14 protein-coding genes are annotated in these 16220 nt (G+C 54.5%); 6 read left to right on the top strand and 8 right to left on the bottom strand.

Features of this window, described 5'->3' with window-relative positions; all coding sequences use genetic code 11:
• Positions 1-3: 3 nt before the first annotated feature.
• The 5 genes from OGV93_RS08670 to OGV93_RS08650 form a co-directional block, all read right to left on the bottom strand.
• Positions 4-1344 carry an MFS transporter gene (locus OGV93_RS08670; RefSeq protein ID WP_016154963.1) on the bottom strand — a complete coding sequence of 447 codons (1341 nt, stop codon included), beginning with the start codon at positions 1342-1344 and terminating at the stop codon, positions 4-6.
• A 195-nt stretch (positions 1345-1539) separates the two neighbouring features.
• Entirely contained in the window at positions 1540-2730 is a 1191-nt protein-coding gene (gene lldD, locus OGV93_RS08665; RefSeq protein ID WP_016154962.1) for an FMN-dependent L-lactate dehydrogenase LldD, read from the bottom strand.
• A complete protein-coding gene (gene lldR, locus OGV93_RS08660) occupies positions 2727-3503 on the bottom strand; it encodes a transcriptional regulator LldR (protein ID WP_003024170.1) in 777 nt (258 codons plus the stop codon). Before lldR ends, lldD begins: the two co-directional genes overlap by 4 nt.
• On the bottom strand, positions 3500-5155 hold the full coding sequence (gene lldP / locus OGV93_RS08655; RefSeq protein WP_016154960.1) for an L-lactate permease: 1656 nt from the start codon (positions 5153-5155) through the stop codon (positions 3500-3502). Before lldP ends, lldR begins: the two co-directional genes overlap by 4 nt.
• A 262-nt stretch (positions 5156-5417) precedes the next feature.
• Positions 5418-5780 carry a YibL family ribosome-associated protein gene (locus OGV93_RS08650; RefSeq protein WP_016154959.1) on the bottom strand — a complete coding sequence of 121 codons (363 nt, stop codon included), beginning with the start codon at positions 5778-5780 and terminating at the stop codon, positions 5418-5420.
• 292 nt (positions 5781-6072) lie between these two features.
• Between OGV93_RS08650 and OGV93_RS08645 the strand changes: the two genes are divergently transcribed.
• Positions 6073-6279: a hypothetical protein gene (locus tag OGV93_RS08645; RefSeq protein ID WP_016154958.1), complete on the top strand. Its 207-nt coding sequence runs from the start codon at positions 6073-6075 to the stop codon at positions 6277-6279.
• A 12-nt stretch (positions 6280-6291) separates the two neighbouring features.
• Here the strand turns inward: OGV93_RS08645 and mtlR are convergent, their stop codons facing one another.
• The 3 genes from mtlR to mtlA form a co-directional block, all read right to left on the bottom strand.
• Positions 6292-6882, bottom strand: coding sequence for a mannitol operon repressor MtlR (mtlR, locus tag OGV93_RS08640; RefSeq protein ID WP_005120486.1), 591 nt, complete (start codon positions 6880-6882; stop codon positions 6292-6294).
• Positions 6879-8027, bottom strand: coding sequence for a mannitol-1-phosphate 5-dehydrogenase (mtlD, locus tag OGV93_RS08635; RefSeq protein ID WP_016154957.1), 1149 nt, complete (start codon positions 8025-8027; stop codon positions 6879-6881). The genes mtlR and mtlD overlap by 4 nt, the downstream gene beginning before the upstream one ends.
• A 220-nt stretch (positions 8028-8247) precedes the next feature.
• Positions 8248-10164 (bottom strand): PTS mannitol transporter subunit IICBA, encoded by a 1917-nt coding sequence (mtlA, locus tag OGV93_RS08630; protein ID WP_016154956.1) that lies wholly within the window; start codon positions 10162-10164, stop codon positions 8248-8250.
• 533 nt (positions 10165-10697) lie between these two features.
• Here mtlA and OGV93_RS08625 point away from each other — a divergent pair.
• The 5 genes from OGV93_RS08625 to selB all read left to right on the top strand — a co-directional run bounded on the left by OGV93_RS08625 (position 10698) and on the right by selB (position 16209).
• Positions 10698-11060, top strand: a complete 363-nt coding sequence (locus tag OGV93_RS08625) for a DUF3302 domain-containing protein (protein WP_016154955.1) — start codon at positions 10698-10700, stop codon at positions 11058-11060.
• A 2-nt stretch (positions 11061-11062) separates the two neighbouring features.
• A complete protein-coding gene (locus OGV93_RS08620; RefSeq protein WP_137380158.1) occupies positions 11063-12199 on the top strand; it encodes an HlyD family secretion protein in 1137 nt (378 codons plus the stop codon).
• 70 nt (positions 12200-12269) lie between these two features.
• Positions 12270-12878, top strand: coding sequence for a glutathione S-transferase (locus OGV93_RS08615; protein ID WP_047501319.1), 609 nt, complete (start codon positions 12270-12272; stop codon positions 12876-12878).
• A 98-nt stretch (positions 12879-12976) separates the two neighbouring features.
• Complete coding sequence (selA, locus tag OGV93_RS08610) at positions 12977-14368, top strand: L-seryl-tRNA(Sec) selenium transferase (RefSeq protein WP_016154951.1); 1392 nt, start codon at positions 12977-12979, stop codon at positions 14366-14368.
• Entirely contained in the window at positions 14365-16209 is a 1845-nt protein-coding gene (selB, locus tag OGV93_RS08605; RefSeq protein WP_287109514.1) for a selenocysteine-specific translation elongation factor, read from the top strand. The genes selA and selB overlap by 4 nt, the downstream gene beginning before the upstream one ends.
• Positions 16210-16220: the final 11 nt, after the last annotated feature.

The following is a 16220-nucleotide window of genomic DNA, read 5'->3' as shown; positions in this document are numbered from 1 at the left end:
GTACTATGCGACGGTCAGCGTCTGCGGTTTATAGCGTTGCAGCTTGTAAATTGTCGCGGCAGCAGCGACCAGGGCCGGAAGGCTGAGGAACATTAAGATACTGTCTGCCTGCCATTGCAGGGAAAGCAACTGGGCGCTCATCATCGTTCCGGCTACGCCGCCGAAGCGGCCCACGCCCTGCATCCAGGCAATGCCCGTCGCACGGCAGTGGGTTGGATAAAACGTGGCGGCCAGCGTCTGCAGCCCGGACTGCGCGCCGTTCATGGTAATCCCCATCAGGAAGATCAGTGCGCCGAACAAGATGATGTGGTTATGTTCAAACCCGAGAGCGAGGGCAAACAGCATCGTCAGAATGAAGCCGAGTGAGACCACTTTATGGGCTTCCCAGCGGTCCATTAACCAACCGGCCAGCAGGATCCCCGCCGTACCGCCAAAGGTAAACAGCGATGTCAGCCAGGCGGATTCGGCCAGCGGATAGCCCATTCCCAGCATCAGCGTTGGCATCCAGCTCAGCAGCACGTAATAGATAACCAGCCCCATAAAGTAGGTCATCCAGAGCATCAGCGTACCCGGCAGCCAGGGCATACTAAATAACTGTGCCACGCTGCTTTTTTTGACCGTGATACGGTCTTCATCCAGATAAAACTGGGTAACCTGTTCCAGACTTCCCGACATAAAACGTTGAGCAATGCGTTTAATCTGTGCAACCCCTTTACCGCGGTGAACCAGATACTTAACCGACTCCGGCAGGAACAGCACCAACAGTACGGTGAGGACCAGCGGGGCGATCGCACCAGCAAGCAGAACACTGTGCCAGCCGTAGTTGGGGATCAGCCAGGAGGAGATCACGCCGCCGCCCGCAGCCCCTAACGGAAAGCCACAGTACATGGTGTTAATCGCCATTGAACGACAGCGTTTCGGGGCGAATTCGGACACCAGGGTGATGGCATTGGGCATTGCCGCGCCAAGCCCAAGCCCGGTGAGAAAGCGCCAAAACGTGAGCATATTCAGCGTCTGGGCATAGGCGGTTCCCAGACTGGCGAGGCCAAAGAACAGACAGGAAAAGACCAGGACGCGCTTACGACCCATACGATCTGAAATCGGTCCGGCCAGCAGGGCGCCAAATGAGAGGCCCAATAGCGCGGCGCTTAACACCGGTCCAAGATCTTGTTTCTTGATGCCCCAGTCGGCTGAAAGCGTGGGGGCAATATAGCCCATCGCCGCCGTATCGAAGCCGTCAATGGCTAAAACCAGAAAACCCAGGACAATAATGACCCAGTGGAAGCGCGAAAAAGCACTGTCATCTATCGCCTGCTGGATATTCACTTTTCCGGAATAAGCCATGTCACCCTCGCCCGTTATGATGGTTGTTATATGTATAAAATGCTGTTGTATTAGCTTGTCTATACATTTGGCAGGTGGATAAAAAGTTGTCAAATATATTGGTTGTAAATGTTAACTAGTCGTTATTTTTGGATAAAAAATGGTCGGGCTGAAAACAGACCGACCATTCAGAAAATGGGGTTTACGGGGATGTTGTTACGCTGCGCTACCCTGGACCAGAGGTGCCAGCGCGGCAGGCAGGCTCTTACCCAGTTCCTGTACCAGCGAATCACGGCTAATTTCGCTAATCGACTTCGCACCGGTCAGGGTCATCGCCACCTTCATCTCTTTCTCGATCAGGTTCAGCAGATTCGCCACACCGGCCTGGCCGTGGGTCGCCAGCGCGTACAGATAAGCACGCCCCAGCAGCACGCTATCCGCACCCAGCGCTATCATGCGTACAACGTCCAGACCATTGCGGATCCCGCTATCAGCCAGAATGGTAATATCGCCTTTCACCGCATCGGCAATGGCGGGCAGCGCACGAGCTGAAGACAGCACGCCATCTAACTGACGGCCACCGTGGTTAGAGACAACGATACCATCCGCGCCAAAGCGTACGGCGTCGCGGGCATCTTCAGGGTCGAGGATCCCTTTGATCACCATCGGACCATCCCAGAATTCGCGGATCCACTCGAGGTCTTTCCAGGAAATCGACGGATCGAAGTTATTCGCCAGCCAGCCGATGTAATCTTCAAGGCCGGTGGGTTTGCCAAGATAAGTCGAAATATTGCCTAAATCATGCGGGCGACCGTTCAGACCAACGTCCCATGCCCACTGTGGATGAGTGACTGCTTGCCAGTAGCGCCGCAGTGCCGCATTTGGACCGCTCATACCGGAATGGGCATCACGGTAGCGTGCGCCAGGCGTTGGCATATCGACGGTAAAGACCAGCGTGGAGCAACCCGCCGCTTTGGCGCGCTCCAGTGCGTTACGCATAAAACCGCGATCGCGCAGCACATACAGCTGGAACCACATCGGACGCTTGATGGTCGGGGCGACTTCTTCAATCGGACATACGGACACTGTGGAAAGCGTAAACGGAATGCCTTTGGCATCAGCGGCGGCGGCGGCCTGAACCTCGCCCCGGCGTGCGTACATGCCGCATAAGCCGACAGGCGCGAGGGCTACCGGCATGGAGAGTGTTTCGTTGAACAGCTTGGTTTCCAGGCTCAGGTCGGACATATTCTTCAGTACGCGCTGGCGCAGCGCCACCTCTGACAGGTCTGCCACGTTACGGCGCAAGGTGTGCTCGGCATACGCCCCGCCGTCAATATAGTGGAACAAGAAGGGGGGCAGGATGCGCTGGGCTGCGGCGCGATAGTCGCTGGCTGCTGAAATAATCATGTGTTGTTCTCCCTGCTATTCTCACCAGGATCACCGGGCAGGCGCGTAATACGCGCCTGCCGGGCCTGATCTTCGTCAAATCGTTTAATTGTGGTGTGGACAAAACTGAGGTGCGCCATCATGGCCTTACGCGCCCCGTCGGCATCCCCGGCAACAATGGCGTCCAGCACGGCCTGATGCTGCGCCGTCAGTTGAGAAAATACGGGCGGTACCAGGTACATACGTTGGCGGCTCTGTTTTACCGAAGACTGCAGGACGTCGAAGAAACCGCGCATGGTCTGCAACAGCACCACGTTGTGCGAGGCTTCCGCAATGGCGAGATGAAAACGAACGTCAGCCTGCGAGGCGAGATCCGGATCTTCGCTTTGCGTGGCCTCGAAACAGAGCCTGATTTTCTCTTTATCCGCGGCGGTGGCCCGCATGGCTGCGTGCCAGGCGGTACTGGCTTCGATGGCGTGGCGGGCCTCCAGAATATCGAAACTGTAATCAGGATCGTCCGCCAAGAGGGTTTTCAGCGGCTGAACGATGTTTTGTTCAGACCAGGCCTCATGCTGCCAGCGGATAAACGTCCCGCCGCCACGACGGCTAATCAGTACGCCTTCACTGACCAGCTTTGCTAACGCCTCGCGCAGCGAGTTACGCGATACGCCGAGCTGTACGGCCAGTTGGCGCTCAGCGGGCAACTTCATGCCCGCCTCCAGCTGTTGTTCTTCAATCAGCGCCCGCACACGAGATGCGACTTCGTCTGACAGGCGTCTGGGCATCACTATCATGGAATCATCCAGGTTAAGACATAGGCCTGCAGCGTGGTAATCACACCCACCATGCAGGTGAAAATCAGGCTGTGTTTCACGGTAAAGCGGAACAGGTCAGACTCTTTCCCCACTAGTCCCACTGCCGCACAGGCGATAGCGATAGATTGCGGCGAGATCATCTTGCCGGTCACGCCGCCGGTGGTATTTGCCGCAACCATCAGCACATCCGAAACGCCGATTTGCTGAGCAGCCGTAGCCTGCAGGGCGGCAAACAGTGCGTTTGATGAGGTGTCGGACCCGGTCAGAAATACCCCCAGCCAGCCGAGGAACGGTGAGAAGAAGGTAAACGCGCTGCCGGTGTGTGCCAGGGCCAACGCCAGGGTTGATGAAAGCCCGGAGTAGTTTGAGATAAACGCGAATGCCAGCACCATTCCGATGGAGTAAATAGGTAATGCCAGATCTTTCAGCGTGCTGCCAAAAGTCTGCAGCGCTGCGGACGGCTTCATCTTCAACCAGACGATAGACAGCAGGGCGGCAAACAAAATCGCGGTACCGGTTGCGGAGAACCAGTCAAATTTATACACCGCCGCGTAGGCTGTGGCTTCGTGTACGACCGGCGGCATACGGGCAACCAGCTTATCGAGGTACGGAACCGGAATATTGACCACCCAGTGGTACATCGCGCCGCCTGGTGCAAACAGCGCTTTAAACGGCGGTACGCTCCACAGCGTGACGGTGGCGGTCAGGAACAGGAACGGAGACCAGGCGCGGACCACCTGTCCAGCGGTATAGTGGGTGCGAGCCAGCGTCTGATCGACCTGTGAAGCGCCCATATCGCCAAAGCGGAAGATGCGTACTGGCTGCCAGCGTTTCAGGAACAGCGTCAGGCAGACCAGCGAAACCAGAGACGAGATAATGTCCGGCAGTTCCGGCCCGATAAAGTTAGAGCTGAGGTACTGCGCGATAGCAAACGAGCCGCCAGCGACCATCACCGCAGGCCAGGTCTCTTTTACGCCGCGCCAGCCATCCATAATCGCCATAATCCAGAACAACACGATAATGGTCAGGAACGGTAACTGACGGCCCACCATCTGACCAATCTCGAAACTATCCAGCCCGGTAACCTGACCGGCAACCAGAATCGGAATGCCCATTGCGCCAAAAGCGACCGGAGCGGTGTTTACGATCAGACACAAACCTGCCGCGTACAGAGGATTAAAGCCCAGACCAACCAGCAGTGCGGCGGTAATCGCTACCGGAGCGCCAAATCCTGCCGCCCCTTCGAGGAATGCCCCAAAGGAGAAACCGACAATCAGCATTTGCAGACGTTGGTCCGGGGTAATCGAGAGTATTGAGGAGCGGATGATGTCGAACTGCCCGGTTTTCACCGAGATTTTATAGACGAATACCGCGGCGATAATGATCCAGGCAATTGGCCACAGACCATAGAAGAAGCCGTACACCACGGAAGCCAGAGCGTGATCGACTGGCATTTTGTAAAACAGCAGGGCGACCGTCAGAGCGATCACCACCGTCCATGACGCCGCAACATAGCCTTTCAGCTTGAGCTTAATCAGGGCGAAGAAAAAGAACAGGATAGGGAGCGATGCGATCAGACTGGAAAGCCAGATGTTACCGGCCGGGTCGTAGTTCTGTTGCCAGAGATTCATTGCAGGTCTCCTGGGGGCCGCCGACATAATGGAATGAGTCTGTGCTCATCTCCTGGTCACATTATGTGTAAAAGTGGCCCTGCCAATATTGTTGTGTAGGGGTAATGACAATGAATGGTTAATCAAATGTTATTTATTGGCAACGGTATTGTACGCACATTTTAATGAAATGTGAGGTGCTGGTAGGATCTGGCTGAAATTGGTAGGGCCAATTGCGAGGAGAAGGGAAGGACCGGGCAAGCGAATGTTGCCCGGTGGGAGATCAGAACTCGCTCTTCGCGAAGCCCGTCATCTCTTTCAGGCCCATTTCACGGCCAAGCTCGGTCATCGGGTGAACGACGATCAGGCCGCGCACGCTCTTCTTCAGCTTGCCCATGTCGGCCTGTTCTTTTTTGGTGATAGCACGACGGAAAGGAAGTTTCGCCAGCTTTTGCGCTTCTTTGCTCAGCTTCTGGCCGTGGACGTCACGCAGACGCGCAATCTCGGTTTCCAGCGTTTCTTTCTCTTGCTCCAGCTCGGCATATTTGTCGGCGGCTTCAACCAGGGACAGGTCTGCCTGCTGGTGGCGGATAGCGTCCAGACGATCGCTCAGGCGTTTAATTTCGTTTTTTTCGACTTCTTTCATAGGATAGCTTCTGATAAAAATAGGATGAATATCCTATAGTATGCGCGCAGAGCGGGATTATTCACAACTAATCGAAGATAAATAATCAAATGTTGCAAGTATTATTCAGCTAATGAAAATACTACTATTTTGATTAATAAGGAATTTTAAGTGATAAGGTCGGCCGTGGTGCTTTTTATTGACGGGTTCATAGTGAAGCACGTTTTCCTCAATATAATCGCCCAACCGATCCTAAACTTAAATGAGCAACCGCGCAGGCTGAGCGCGGTTAATACATGGAGGAGGGAAGATTATGGCGAAAATAGGTGAGAACGTTTCGGCCCTTATTGATAAGACGGTCGATTTTATGGCTTCAAGCCAGGCTTTTCGCGAATATCTGAATAAAACACCACCGCGCAACGTTGTCCCTACTGAAATACCGCAGGAGAATGCGCAGCTGTATCTGCAACGTCTGGCGTATTATCGGCAGCTGTATCGACCGCAGCAGGAAGAGAAGTAAGCCTGCAGGGTCTTATTTTTGAAAGGCTTTTTTTAAGCTGATTTTAGAAATCAGCTCGGTCAGGGAAAGTACCATCGTGGAGCGTACCATCTGCTGGTAGCGCTGAATCTGCATTGCGTGCAAACCTGAGTCTGAGGTATCAAACTGCGGTGGCGGCGGGAGTGCCGTCACGCAGTGGAGTTCGCCAAACGGGCCAAGAATTTCGTCGTCGGTGAACGCGTATTCATTACCGTCATGGTTTAACTCTTCCCGCAGCGCCATCAGAAGCTCCGCATCTTCATACTCCGGCCGGCTGAGTACGCCCAGACCGTAAATTAGCTTCAGACGAACGGAAAGATCGCCCAGCGGACCGTCGCCGTCGAGCAGGGGTTCTACGGCATATTTTACCGCATAGTCGTCTTTGCGAAATACCTGAAGCACAAGGATATTCACCGCTTCGGTGAGCAGTTCTACGGCGGTGATGAGGAAGCTGCGTACGGTTTTGCCAGCATTCAGACGCTCAAGCACACGATTTTCAAAGGCCTGCGTTTGTTCCATTATTGCCTGCATATCTGACAATCTGTCATTTGGGCGCAGGCTGACCTGCGCCACATTCTCTATCATTTGGTTGCGTTATATGCGTTAACCGCCTCCGCCACCACATCACTGTTGGCATCCAGACCGGAAACCTGCGCCAGCGCGGCCTGTGGACCTTTTTCGTCAATCAGCGCGGCCAGTTCCTGGGCCTGCGGATCTTCTTCACTGCGATAGTGCATCGCTGCAGCAATACCGGTGACCAGATTCGCGTGCGGCAGGCCATACTCCAGCGTGCCCAGCAGCGGTTTAATCAGACGATCGCCCGCGCTCAGTTTACGCAGCGGCTGACGACCCACGCGCTCAACGTCATCTTTCAGATACGGGTTTTCAAAGCGACCGAGGATTTTCTGAATGTATGCCGCATGTTTTGCTGCATCAAAGCCATAGCGTTTGATCAGTACCGCGCCGCTCTCTTCCATCGCACCTTTTACCACTGCACGGATTTTCTCGTCGAGAATCGCGTCACGGATGGTCTGATGACCGGTCAATTTTCCGAGGTACGCGGTTATAGCATGCCCGGTGTTCAGCGTGAAGAGTTTACGTTCGACAAATGCCATCAGGTTATCAGTTAATTCCATTCCCGGGATGTCAGGCAGTTCGCCTTTGAACTGTGTTTTGTCGACAATCCACTCACTGAAGGTTTCGACGGTGACTTCCAGCGGATCGTTGGTCGCAGAAGCCGAAGGGGGAACAATGCGGTCCACGGCGGAATCGACGAAGCCAACATGTTCTTCAACCCAGGATTTGTCTTCATCTGCCAGCGCGTTCATAACGTGGCCTTTCAACTGGGTGGTTCCGCGCACCATGTTTTCACAGGCGATAATATTCAGCGGAGTGGCGATGCCCTGCGCCTTGCGTTTAACCAGCCCTTTGGCGATGGCCGGAGCGATACGCTCAAGCACGACCGGACCGACGGCGGTAGTGACTAAATCTACGTGGGCAATCAGGTCGACAACATCATCGCCGATGCTGCTCACGGCGTTGACGCCGGAAACGGTATCAACCTGCTCGTTTTCACCCACCACATGAACCTGATAGCTATGACGGGCATTCAGGGCATCGAGCACGACCTGGTTTACATCCGCGAACGTCAGTTGTATCCCCGCGTCCGCCAGCAGTTTGCCGATAAAGCCACGACCGATATTACCTGCGCCAAAATGTAATGCTTTCATAGTATTAACCTTCATTAATGTTTTTACCCAAGAGGGCTGGGGTGAGGCGTTTCCCTCAACCTAACCCTCTCCACAAGGGAGAGGATATCGCCTTCATATTTCGAACTGCAGATGCGTTGGCTCTCCTCGCTCACCCCAGTCACGTACTTATGTACGCTCCTGGGGATTCGCTGCGTTGCCGCCTTTCTGCAGCTCGAACTATTTTGGAGATACTTAATGGTTAAGCTTTTTTACCGGCCAGCAGTTCCAGAACTTCATCCACGCTGGTGGTATGGGCCAGACGTTCGATCACGGATTCGTCATCCAGAGCGTTGGTCAGGCTGGTGATCACCTGGATATGTTCATTGTTACGTGCGGCGATACCAATGACCAGGCGGGCAATGTCGTCTTCTTCTTCACCGAAGCGCACGCCTTCTGGGTACTGGCAGAACACCACGCCGGTTTTCAGCACGCGGTCTTTGGCTTCAACCGTACCGTGCGGCACTGCGATGGACTCACCGAGGTAAGTCGGGGTCAGTTTTTCGCGGTCCAGCATCGCCTCGACGTATTCTGGCTCAACGTAGCCGCCTTTCACCAGTTGCTCACCGGCAAAGCGAATCGCTTCTTCTTTGTTAGTGGCTTTACGGCCGAGGAAGATATTCTCCGCACCCAGTTTGAACAGGTGGGTATCACCCTCTTCAAAGCTGTCTTTCAGGTGATCGCGGACTTTCTCTTCGTTCACGTTGTGGCGCTGTGCTGCAACCAGACGTTCGGTCAGGCTGGCGTACAGGCCGCTGTCGAGGAAGTTGGTCAGCGAAATGTGCTGTGCCTGAGGCACCTGGCGCATCGCACGTTCGGTCAGGTCACGGTGAGTAATGACCAGATCGACATCCGGCGGCAGATTGTTAATCGCGCTGTTGGTGACGGAAATCTGAGACAGACCGGCATCCTGCACTTTCTTGCGCAGTACGCCCGCCCCCATGGCGCTGGAGCCCATACCCGCATCGCAGGCAACGATGATTTTACGCACATGGCTCAGGTCGTTAGTCACGTCGCCAGCCGCCAGCGGAGATGCACCTTTGGATTCCGCTTTCATGTCGTGCATACGACGAGTAGCGGCATCAATGTCATCATCTTCTTTCACTTTGCTGGTTTTCAGCAGAATGGCTGAGACGACAAAGGAGACAGCCATTGCGGCACAGATAGCAGCGATGTTCGCGAAGTAAGCACCCTTCGGCGTCATTGCCAGTACGGCCAGGATAGAACCCGGAGAAGCCGGAGAAACCAGGCCGCCGTTCAGGATAGTCAGGGTAAATACACCAGTCATACCGCCGAGGATAACGGCCAGGATCAGACGCGGGTTCATCAGCACGTACGGGAAGTAAATTTCGTGGATACCACCCAGGAAGTGGATGATAGCCGCGCCGCCTGCAGACTGCTTAGCGCTGCCGCGACCGAAGAACATGTATGCCAGCAGAACGCCCATACCCGGACCCGGGTTAGCTTCAATCAGGAAGAAGATGGATTTGCCCATCTCGTGGGACTGCTGAATACCCAGCGGTGAGAAAATACCGTGGTTGATGGCGTTGTTGAGGAACAGGATTTTCGCCGGTTCAACGAAGATAGACGCCAGCGGCAGCATGTCATGGACAACCATGAAGTTAACGCCTGCCGCCAGGATTTTGGACAGTGCTTCAACCAATGGGCCAATGCCAAGGAATGCCAGAATGGCGAGGATCATCCCGATGATGCCTGCGGAGAAGTTATTCACCAGCATCTCAAAACCGGACTTGATCTTACCGTCTACCCAGTTGTCGAAATGTTTGATAGCCCAGCCGCCCAGCGGACCTGCGATCATCGCGCCGAGGAACATTGGCATATCGGCACCGACGATAACGCCCATGGTGGTGATAGCACCCACCACGCCGCCACGCTCGCCGCCAACCAGCTTACCACCGGTATAACCGATCAGCAGCGGCAGCAGATAGGTGATCATTGGGCCGACAAGCTTCGCCAGCGTTTCGTTCGGCAACCACCCTGTCGGAATGAATAATGCGGTGATAATACCCCACGCGATAAACGCGCCGATATTTGGCATCACCATGTTACTGAGGAATCGACCAAAGCTTTGCACTTTGATCTTAATATCGGATGACATAAAAACACCCCTTCTTATGTTTGCTGTCGCGCAGGCTAAAAGCCCGAGGTTTGTTAATGTAGCGGCAGGAGGTAGCCGGACCCTGTAGATACTGCGAAATCTGGCACTGAATCGTTCAACTGTCCAGTCGACGGCTTTTTATGTGACGTTTGTCACGTAAATATAGGGTGTATGGCGTTAGTTAATGTGATTTTCATCACAAAATATCGGTACAAAAAAACATCATAGGTCAAGAATTGGCTAAAAATGGGTGTTAAGTGTGAAGTTGTTCACGTTTTTGCTTTGGCTGTTTGTTGGGTATTTGTGATCTACTTCGCAATAAATATTTGTCTGGATTTCTCCTGGTGTGATCTGGCGCGGATTCTGTTTCATCACCTATTTCTTGCAACTACCCCGCAAGCCATCAACCTGAAAATTTATAACCTGGTGGTATGGCGGAAATGGCTAACTGCAATTATGTTCAAATTACCAGCCATGACTCCTTTCGGCTGCCTGCAATTGAAAGCTCTGATTAGCGTGAATACGAGGCGGGTATGTTTCTAAACTATTTCGCGTTAGGTGTGCTGATCTTCGTTTTTCTGGTTCTGTTTTACGGAATCATCGCCATCCATGATATTCCCTATAACATGGCTAAGAAGCGCAACCATCCCCATGCCGATGCCATCCATACGGCGGGTTGGGTGAGCTTATTTACGCTGCATGTTATTTGGCCCTTCCTGTGGATCTGGGCCACGCTCTATCAGCCAGAACGAGGCTGGGGAATGCAGTCACACATCACGCCGTCCGGGAAGGAACCTGACCCTGAAATTGCCGCGCTGGCCGCGCGCATCACCCAGTTGGAAAATAGACTGGATGGGGAGAAAAAAAACGATAACTCCACCTTTCCGGAGATTTGATCATGGACTTGTTGATTGTCCTGACCTATGTGGCATTCGCCTGGGCCATTTTTAAAATATTCCGTATTCCGGTAAATCAATGGACGCTTGCTACCGCCGCATTAGGTGGGGTGTTTATTGTGGCGGGACTGATTTTATTAATGAACTATAACCACCCGTATACCTTTACGGCGCAAAAGGCGGTTATTTCAATTCCTGTTACCCCACAGGTCACCGGAATTGTTAGTGAAGTGACAGATAAAAATAATCAGCTGATTAAAAAAGGCGAGGTGTTATTTAAAATCGATCCCGTTCGTTATCAGGCGCGGGTCGACAGGCTGCAGGCCGACCTGGTGACCGCTACGCACAACATCGACAATATGAAAGCGCAGCTGTCTGAAGCCGTAGCCAATACCACCCGCGTTTCCGCTGAACGAGATCGCCTGTATAAAGATTATCAACGCTATTTGAAGGGTAGTCAGGCGAAGGTTAATCCATTCTCTGAAAGCGACATCGACAATGCCCGGCAAAACTACCTGGCGCAGGATGCGCTGGTCAAAGGCTCCGTTGCTGAACAGACGCAGATTCAGAGCCAGTTAGACAGTATGGTCAATGGAGAGCAATCTCAGGTTGCGTCTCTGCGCGCCCAGCTCGCTGAAGCCAAATACAATCTTGAACAGACTATCGTACGTGCGCCCAGCAACGGTTATGTAACACAGGTGCTTATCCGGCCCGGGACCTATGCCGCCGCGCTGCCTCTGCGCCCGGTGATGGTATTTATTCCGGAACAAAAACGGCAAATCGTGGCGCAATTCCGCCAGAATTCGTTGCTGCGCCTTAAACCGGGTGATGAAGCGGAAGTGGTCTTCAACGCGCTGCCAGGCCAGGTATTCTCCGGCAAGCTTACCAGCATTCTGCCGGTTGTTCCGGGCGGTTCTTATCAGGCGCAGGGAGCATTACAGTCCTTAACGGTGGTGCCGGGTACCGATGGCGTGCTGGCCACGATTGAGCTGGCTCCCAATGCCGATGTGGATGCGCTGCCGGACGGTATCTATGCCCAGGTGGCGGTCTATTCCGACCATTTCGCTCACGTTTCAGTGATGCGAAAAGTGCTGCTGCGCATGACCAGTTGGATGCATTACCTTTATTTGGATCATTGAGACCGTCATCACCTGCCATTTGCACTGACCTGAGCCATACTGATATTTTTGTTGGCAAAAAGGACCCGGCATGAAACTCATTGGCAGCTATACCAGCCCTTTTGTGCGTAAAATTTCTATTCTGTTACTGGAAAAGGGCATCACCTTCGAATTTGTGAATGAACTCCCCTATAACGCAGATAACGGCGTGGCACGCTATAACCCGTTAGGAAAAGTGCCCGCGTTGGTTACCGATGAGGGCGAGTACTGGTTTGACTCTCCGATCATCGCGGAATACATAGAACTGCTGGATATTGCGCCAGCGATGCTGCCGCGTGAACCACTGGCGGCGCTGAAGGTACGCCAGTTGGAAGCGCTGGCCGATGGCATTATGGATGCCGGTTTAGTCTCGGTACGCGAACAGGCTCGCCCCGCCGCGCAGCAGTCAGAAACCGAACTGTTACGCCAGCGAGAAAAGATTACCCGTAGTCTGGATATGCTGGAAGGTTATCTGGCGGAGGGTACGCTGAAAACGGATACGGTTAACCTGGCAACCATTGCGATTGCCTGTGCCGTCGGTTATCTCAATTTCCGTCGGGTTGCGCCCGGCTGGTGTGTTGATCGCCCGCGTCTGGTCAAACTGGTGGAAACGCTCTTTCAACGCGAAAGTTTTGCCCGTACGGAACCGCCAAAGGCTTGATACACATTATACTCGCCTGAGCAAAGTCACGGTACAATCCTTCCTATATCGATATCCCTCTCCACGGTGGAGAGGGCCACCAACAGCCAGGCCCTTTCATGACAACCGACATGCGTTCACTCTACAGCCAGCTTCCTGCGATCGATCGTTTATTGCGCGATAGCGCCTTCCCAGCTTTACGTGAGTCTCACGGTCATACCCGGGTGGTTGACCTGCTGCGTCACATGCTCGACGAAGCCAGAGAAGCTATTCGCGACACGCATGCGCTCCCGGCATGGTGTGAGGACTGGGCGCAAGAGGCCTGCGCCCGACTGGAACGAGAATCGCAAAGTGCGCTGCGTCCGGTAATTAACCTGACCGGAACGGTGCTGCATACCAATCTTGGGCGCGCATCGCAGGCCGAAGAAGCGATCGAGGCGGTGGTGCAGGCGATGCGCACGCCGGTGACGCTGGAATACAGCCTGGATGATGCCGGGCGTGGGCATCGGGATCGGGCCCTGGCGGATTTACTCTGCCGTCTGACGGGGGCGGAAGACGCCTGTATCGTCAATAACAATGCGGCAGCGGTTTTGCTGATGCTGGCGGCCACAGCTAACGGCAAAGAGGTGGTCGTTTCACGCGGAGAACTGGTAGAAATTGGCGGCGCATTTCGTATTCCGGACGTGATGTGTCAGGCCGGATGTATTCTGCGCGAAGTGGGTACCACCAACCGGACCCACACGAAAGATTATCGTCAGGCGGTAAATGAAAACACCGGTCTGCTGATGAAAGTGCATACCAGTAATTACAGCATCGAAGGCTTTACGAAGTCGGTGGATGAGGCAGAGCTGGCCACTATTGGCAAGGAGCTGGATGTTCCGGTAGTGGCGGATCTCGGCAGCGGCTCGCTGGTCGATCTCAGCCAGTATGGATTACCGCAGGAGCCGATGCCGCAACAGCTGATTGCAGCTGGCGTTAGCCTGGTGAGCTTCTCTGGCGATAAATTACTGGGAGGGCCGCAGGCAGGGATTATTGTCGGTAAAAAAGAGATGATCGCGCGCTTACAGAGCCATCCGCTGAAACGTGCATTACGGGCTGATAAAATGACGCTGGCTGCGCTGGAAGCGACGCTGCGGCTCTACCTGCACCCGGAAGCGCTGGCAGCGAAGTTGCCGACGTTACGCCAGCTCACCCGCTCGCAGGAGGCTGTCCACGCGCAGGCACAACAATTACAGGCACGGCTTGCTGATCATTACGGCGACGAATTCGCCCTGAACGTTATGCCTTGTTTATCGCAGATAGGCAGCGGTTCGCTACCTGTTGATAGGCTGCCCAGCGCGGCATTAACCTTTACGCCACATGACGGGCGCGGTAGCCGCCTCGAAGCACTGGCCGCCCGTTGGCGTGCGCTGCCCGTGCCGATCATTGGGCGAATTTATGATGGTCGCTTATGGCTGGATCTGCGCTGCCTTGAGGACGAGACCCGGTTTATGGAGATGATGCTGAAATGATTATTGCAACCGCCGGACACGTTGACCACGGAAAAACAACGTTATTACAGGCGATTACCGGCGTGAATGCCGACCGTTTGCCGGAAGAAAAAAAGCGCGGCATGACCATCGATCTCGGTTATGCCTACTGGCCGCAGCCGGACGGAAGGATTCTGGGATTTATCGATGTTCCCGGACACGAAAAGTTTTTGTCCAACATGCTGGCGGGTGTCGGCGGGATCGACCATGCGCTGCTGGTGGTGGCGTGTGATGACGGCGTGATGGCGCAAACGCGTGAGCATTTGCAAATTCTGCAACTGACGGGCAATCCGCAAATCACCGTGGCGCTCACGAAAGCCGATCGCGTGGATGACGATCGCATCAACGCGGTACGTACTGAGGTGCATACTGCGCTTGAGAACTATGGATTCGCCGATGCGGTTCTGTTCGTGACGGCTGCCAGTGAAGGTCGTGGAATCGAAGAACTGCGCGATCATTTACAGCAATTAACGTCGCGCGAGCATGCCCGCGATCGCAGCTTTCGCCTGGCGATTGACCGTGCCTTTACGGTCAAAGGCGCGGGTCTGGTGGTGACCGGGACGGCGCTTAGCGGTGAGGTGACTGTTGGTGACACGCTGTGGCTCACGGGCGTCAACAAACCGATGCGCGTACGTAGCTTGCATGCGCAAAATCAGGCCACCGATCGCGCGCAGGCGGGGCAACGTATTGCGCTGAATATTGCCGGTGATGCACAAAAAGAAGAGCTTAACCGCGGCGACTGGCTGCTGTCCGATGCACCGCCAGAGGCGTTTACCCGCGTGATTGTCTCTTTAGAGCATGCCGCGCCGCTGATGCAGTGGCAACCGCTGCATATTCACCACGCGGCCAGCCATGTCACTGGGAGAATCTCGCTGCTTGAAGGGACGCTGGCGGAACTGGTGTTTGATACACCGCTCTGGCTCGCCGATAACGACCGTCTGGTGCTACGCGATATTTCGGCCCGCACGACGCTGGCTGGCGCGCGCGTGGTAACGCTCAATCCGCCGCGTCGCGGGAAGCGTAAGCCGGAATATTTGCAGTGGCTGGCAGCACTGGAGAAGGTGCAGAGCGACGGCGAAGCTCTGGCGCTGCATCTGACGCGCGGGGCGGTGAATATTCCTGACTTCGCCTGGGCGCGTCAGCTCAACGGCAACGGTATGCGTCCGTTGATTGAGCTGCATGGCTTTATTCAGGCGGGATACAGTCTGTTGAATGCTGCCGTTGCAGCGCGCTGGCAGCGGAAAGTCCTTGAAACGCTGGCGACGTACCACGAACAGCACCGTGATGAACCAGGACCTGGGCGAGAACGCCTGCGGCGTATGGCTTTGCCGATGGAAGACGAAGCGCTGGTCCTGCTGCTGATTGAAAAGATGCGTGAGAGCGGCGCCATCCATAGCCATCATGGCTGGCTGCATTTGCCGGATCATAAGGCCGGTTTCAGCGAAGAGCAGCAGGCTATCTGGCAAAAAGCAGAACCGCTTTTTGGCGATGAGCCGTGGTGGGTGCGTGATTTGGCAAAACAGACGGGCACAGATGAGCAGATGATGCGTGTGGCGTTACGACAAGCAGCGCAGCAAGGCATCATCACCGCGATCGTCAAAGATCGCTATTACCGTAACGATCGGATTGTGGCCTTTGCCAATATGATCCGCGAACTGGATCAGGAGAAAGGATCGACTTGTGCTGCCGATTTCCGCGACAGGCTTAACGTTGGACGCAAATTGGCTATCCAGATTCTGGAATATTTTGACCGCATTGGTTTTACGCGTCGCCGGGGAAATGATCATTTATTACGCGATGCTTTGCTGTTTCCCGAAAAGTAATGAAACAATTA

It is taken from the genome of Citrobacter sp. Cb031 (genome assembly GCF_030336725.1).
GTDB lineage: Bacteria > Pseudomonadota > Gammaproteobacteria > Enterobacterales > Enterobacteriaceae > Citrobacter > Citrobacter braakii.
Note: the sequence above shows the minus strand (reverse complement) of the source record. Positions and strands in the feature narration are given on the sequence as shown.

Bases quoted from the DNA above. Each gene is read 5' to 3' on its own strand.
- OGV93_RS08670 (WP_016154963.1), bottom strand. From the start codon at position 1,344: ATGGCTTATTCCGGAAAAGTGAATATCCAGCAGGCGATAGATGACAGT.
- lldD (WP_016154962.1), bottom strand. From the start codon at position 2,730: ATGATTATTTCAGCAGCCAGCGACTATCGCGCCGCAGCCCAGCGCATC.
- lldR (WP_003024170.1), bottom strand. From the start codon at position 3,503: ATGATAGTGATGCCCAGACGCCTGTCAGACGAAGTCGCATCTCGTGTG.
- lldP (WP_016154960.1), bottom strand. From the start codon at position 5,155: ATGAATCTCTGGCAACAGAACTACGACCCGGCCGGTAACATCTGGCTT.
- OGV93_RS08650 (WP_016154959.1), bottom strand. From the start codon at position 5,780: ATGAAAGAAGTCGAAAAAAACGAAATTAAACGCCTGAGCGATCGTCTG.
- OGV93_RS08645 (WP_016154958.1), top strand. From the start codon at position 6,073: ATGGCGAAAATAGGTGAGAACGTTTCGGCCCTTATTGATAAGACGGTC.
- mtlR (WP_005120486.1), bottom strand. From the start codon at position 6,882: ATGATAGAGAATGTGGCGCAGGTCAGCCTGCGCCCAAATGACAGATTG.
- mtlD (WP_016154957.1), bottom strand. From the start codon at position 8,027: ATGAAAGCATTACATTTTGGCGCAGGTAATATCGGTCGTGGCTTTATC.
- mtlA (WP_016154956.1), bottom strand. From the start codon at position 10,164: ATGTCATCCGATATTAAGATCAAAGTGCAAAGCTTTGGTCGATTCCTC.
- OGV93_RS08625 (WP_016154955.1), top strand. From the start codon at position 10,698: ATGTTTCTAAACTATTTCGCGTTAGGTGTGCTGATCTTCGTTTTTCTG.
- OGV93_RS08620 (WP_137380158.1), top strand. From the start codon at position 11,063: ATGGACTTGTTGATTGTCCTGACCTATGTGGCATTCGCCTGGGCCATT.
- OGV93_RS08615 (WP_047501319.1), top strand. From the start codon at position 12,270: ATGAAACTCATTGGCAGCTATACCAGCCCTTTTGTGCGTAAAATTTCT.
- selA (WP_016154951.1), top strand. From the start codon at position 12,977: ATGACAACCGACATGCGTTCACTCTACAGCCAGCTTCCTGCGATCGAT.
- selB (WP_287109514.1), top strand. From the start codon at position 14,365: ATGATTATTGCAACCGCCGGACACGTTGACCACGGAAAAACAACGTTA.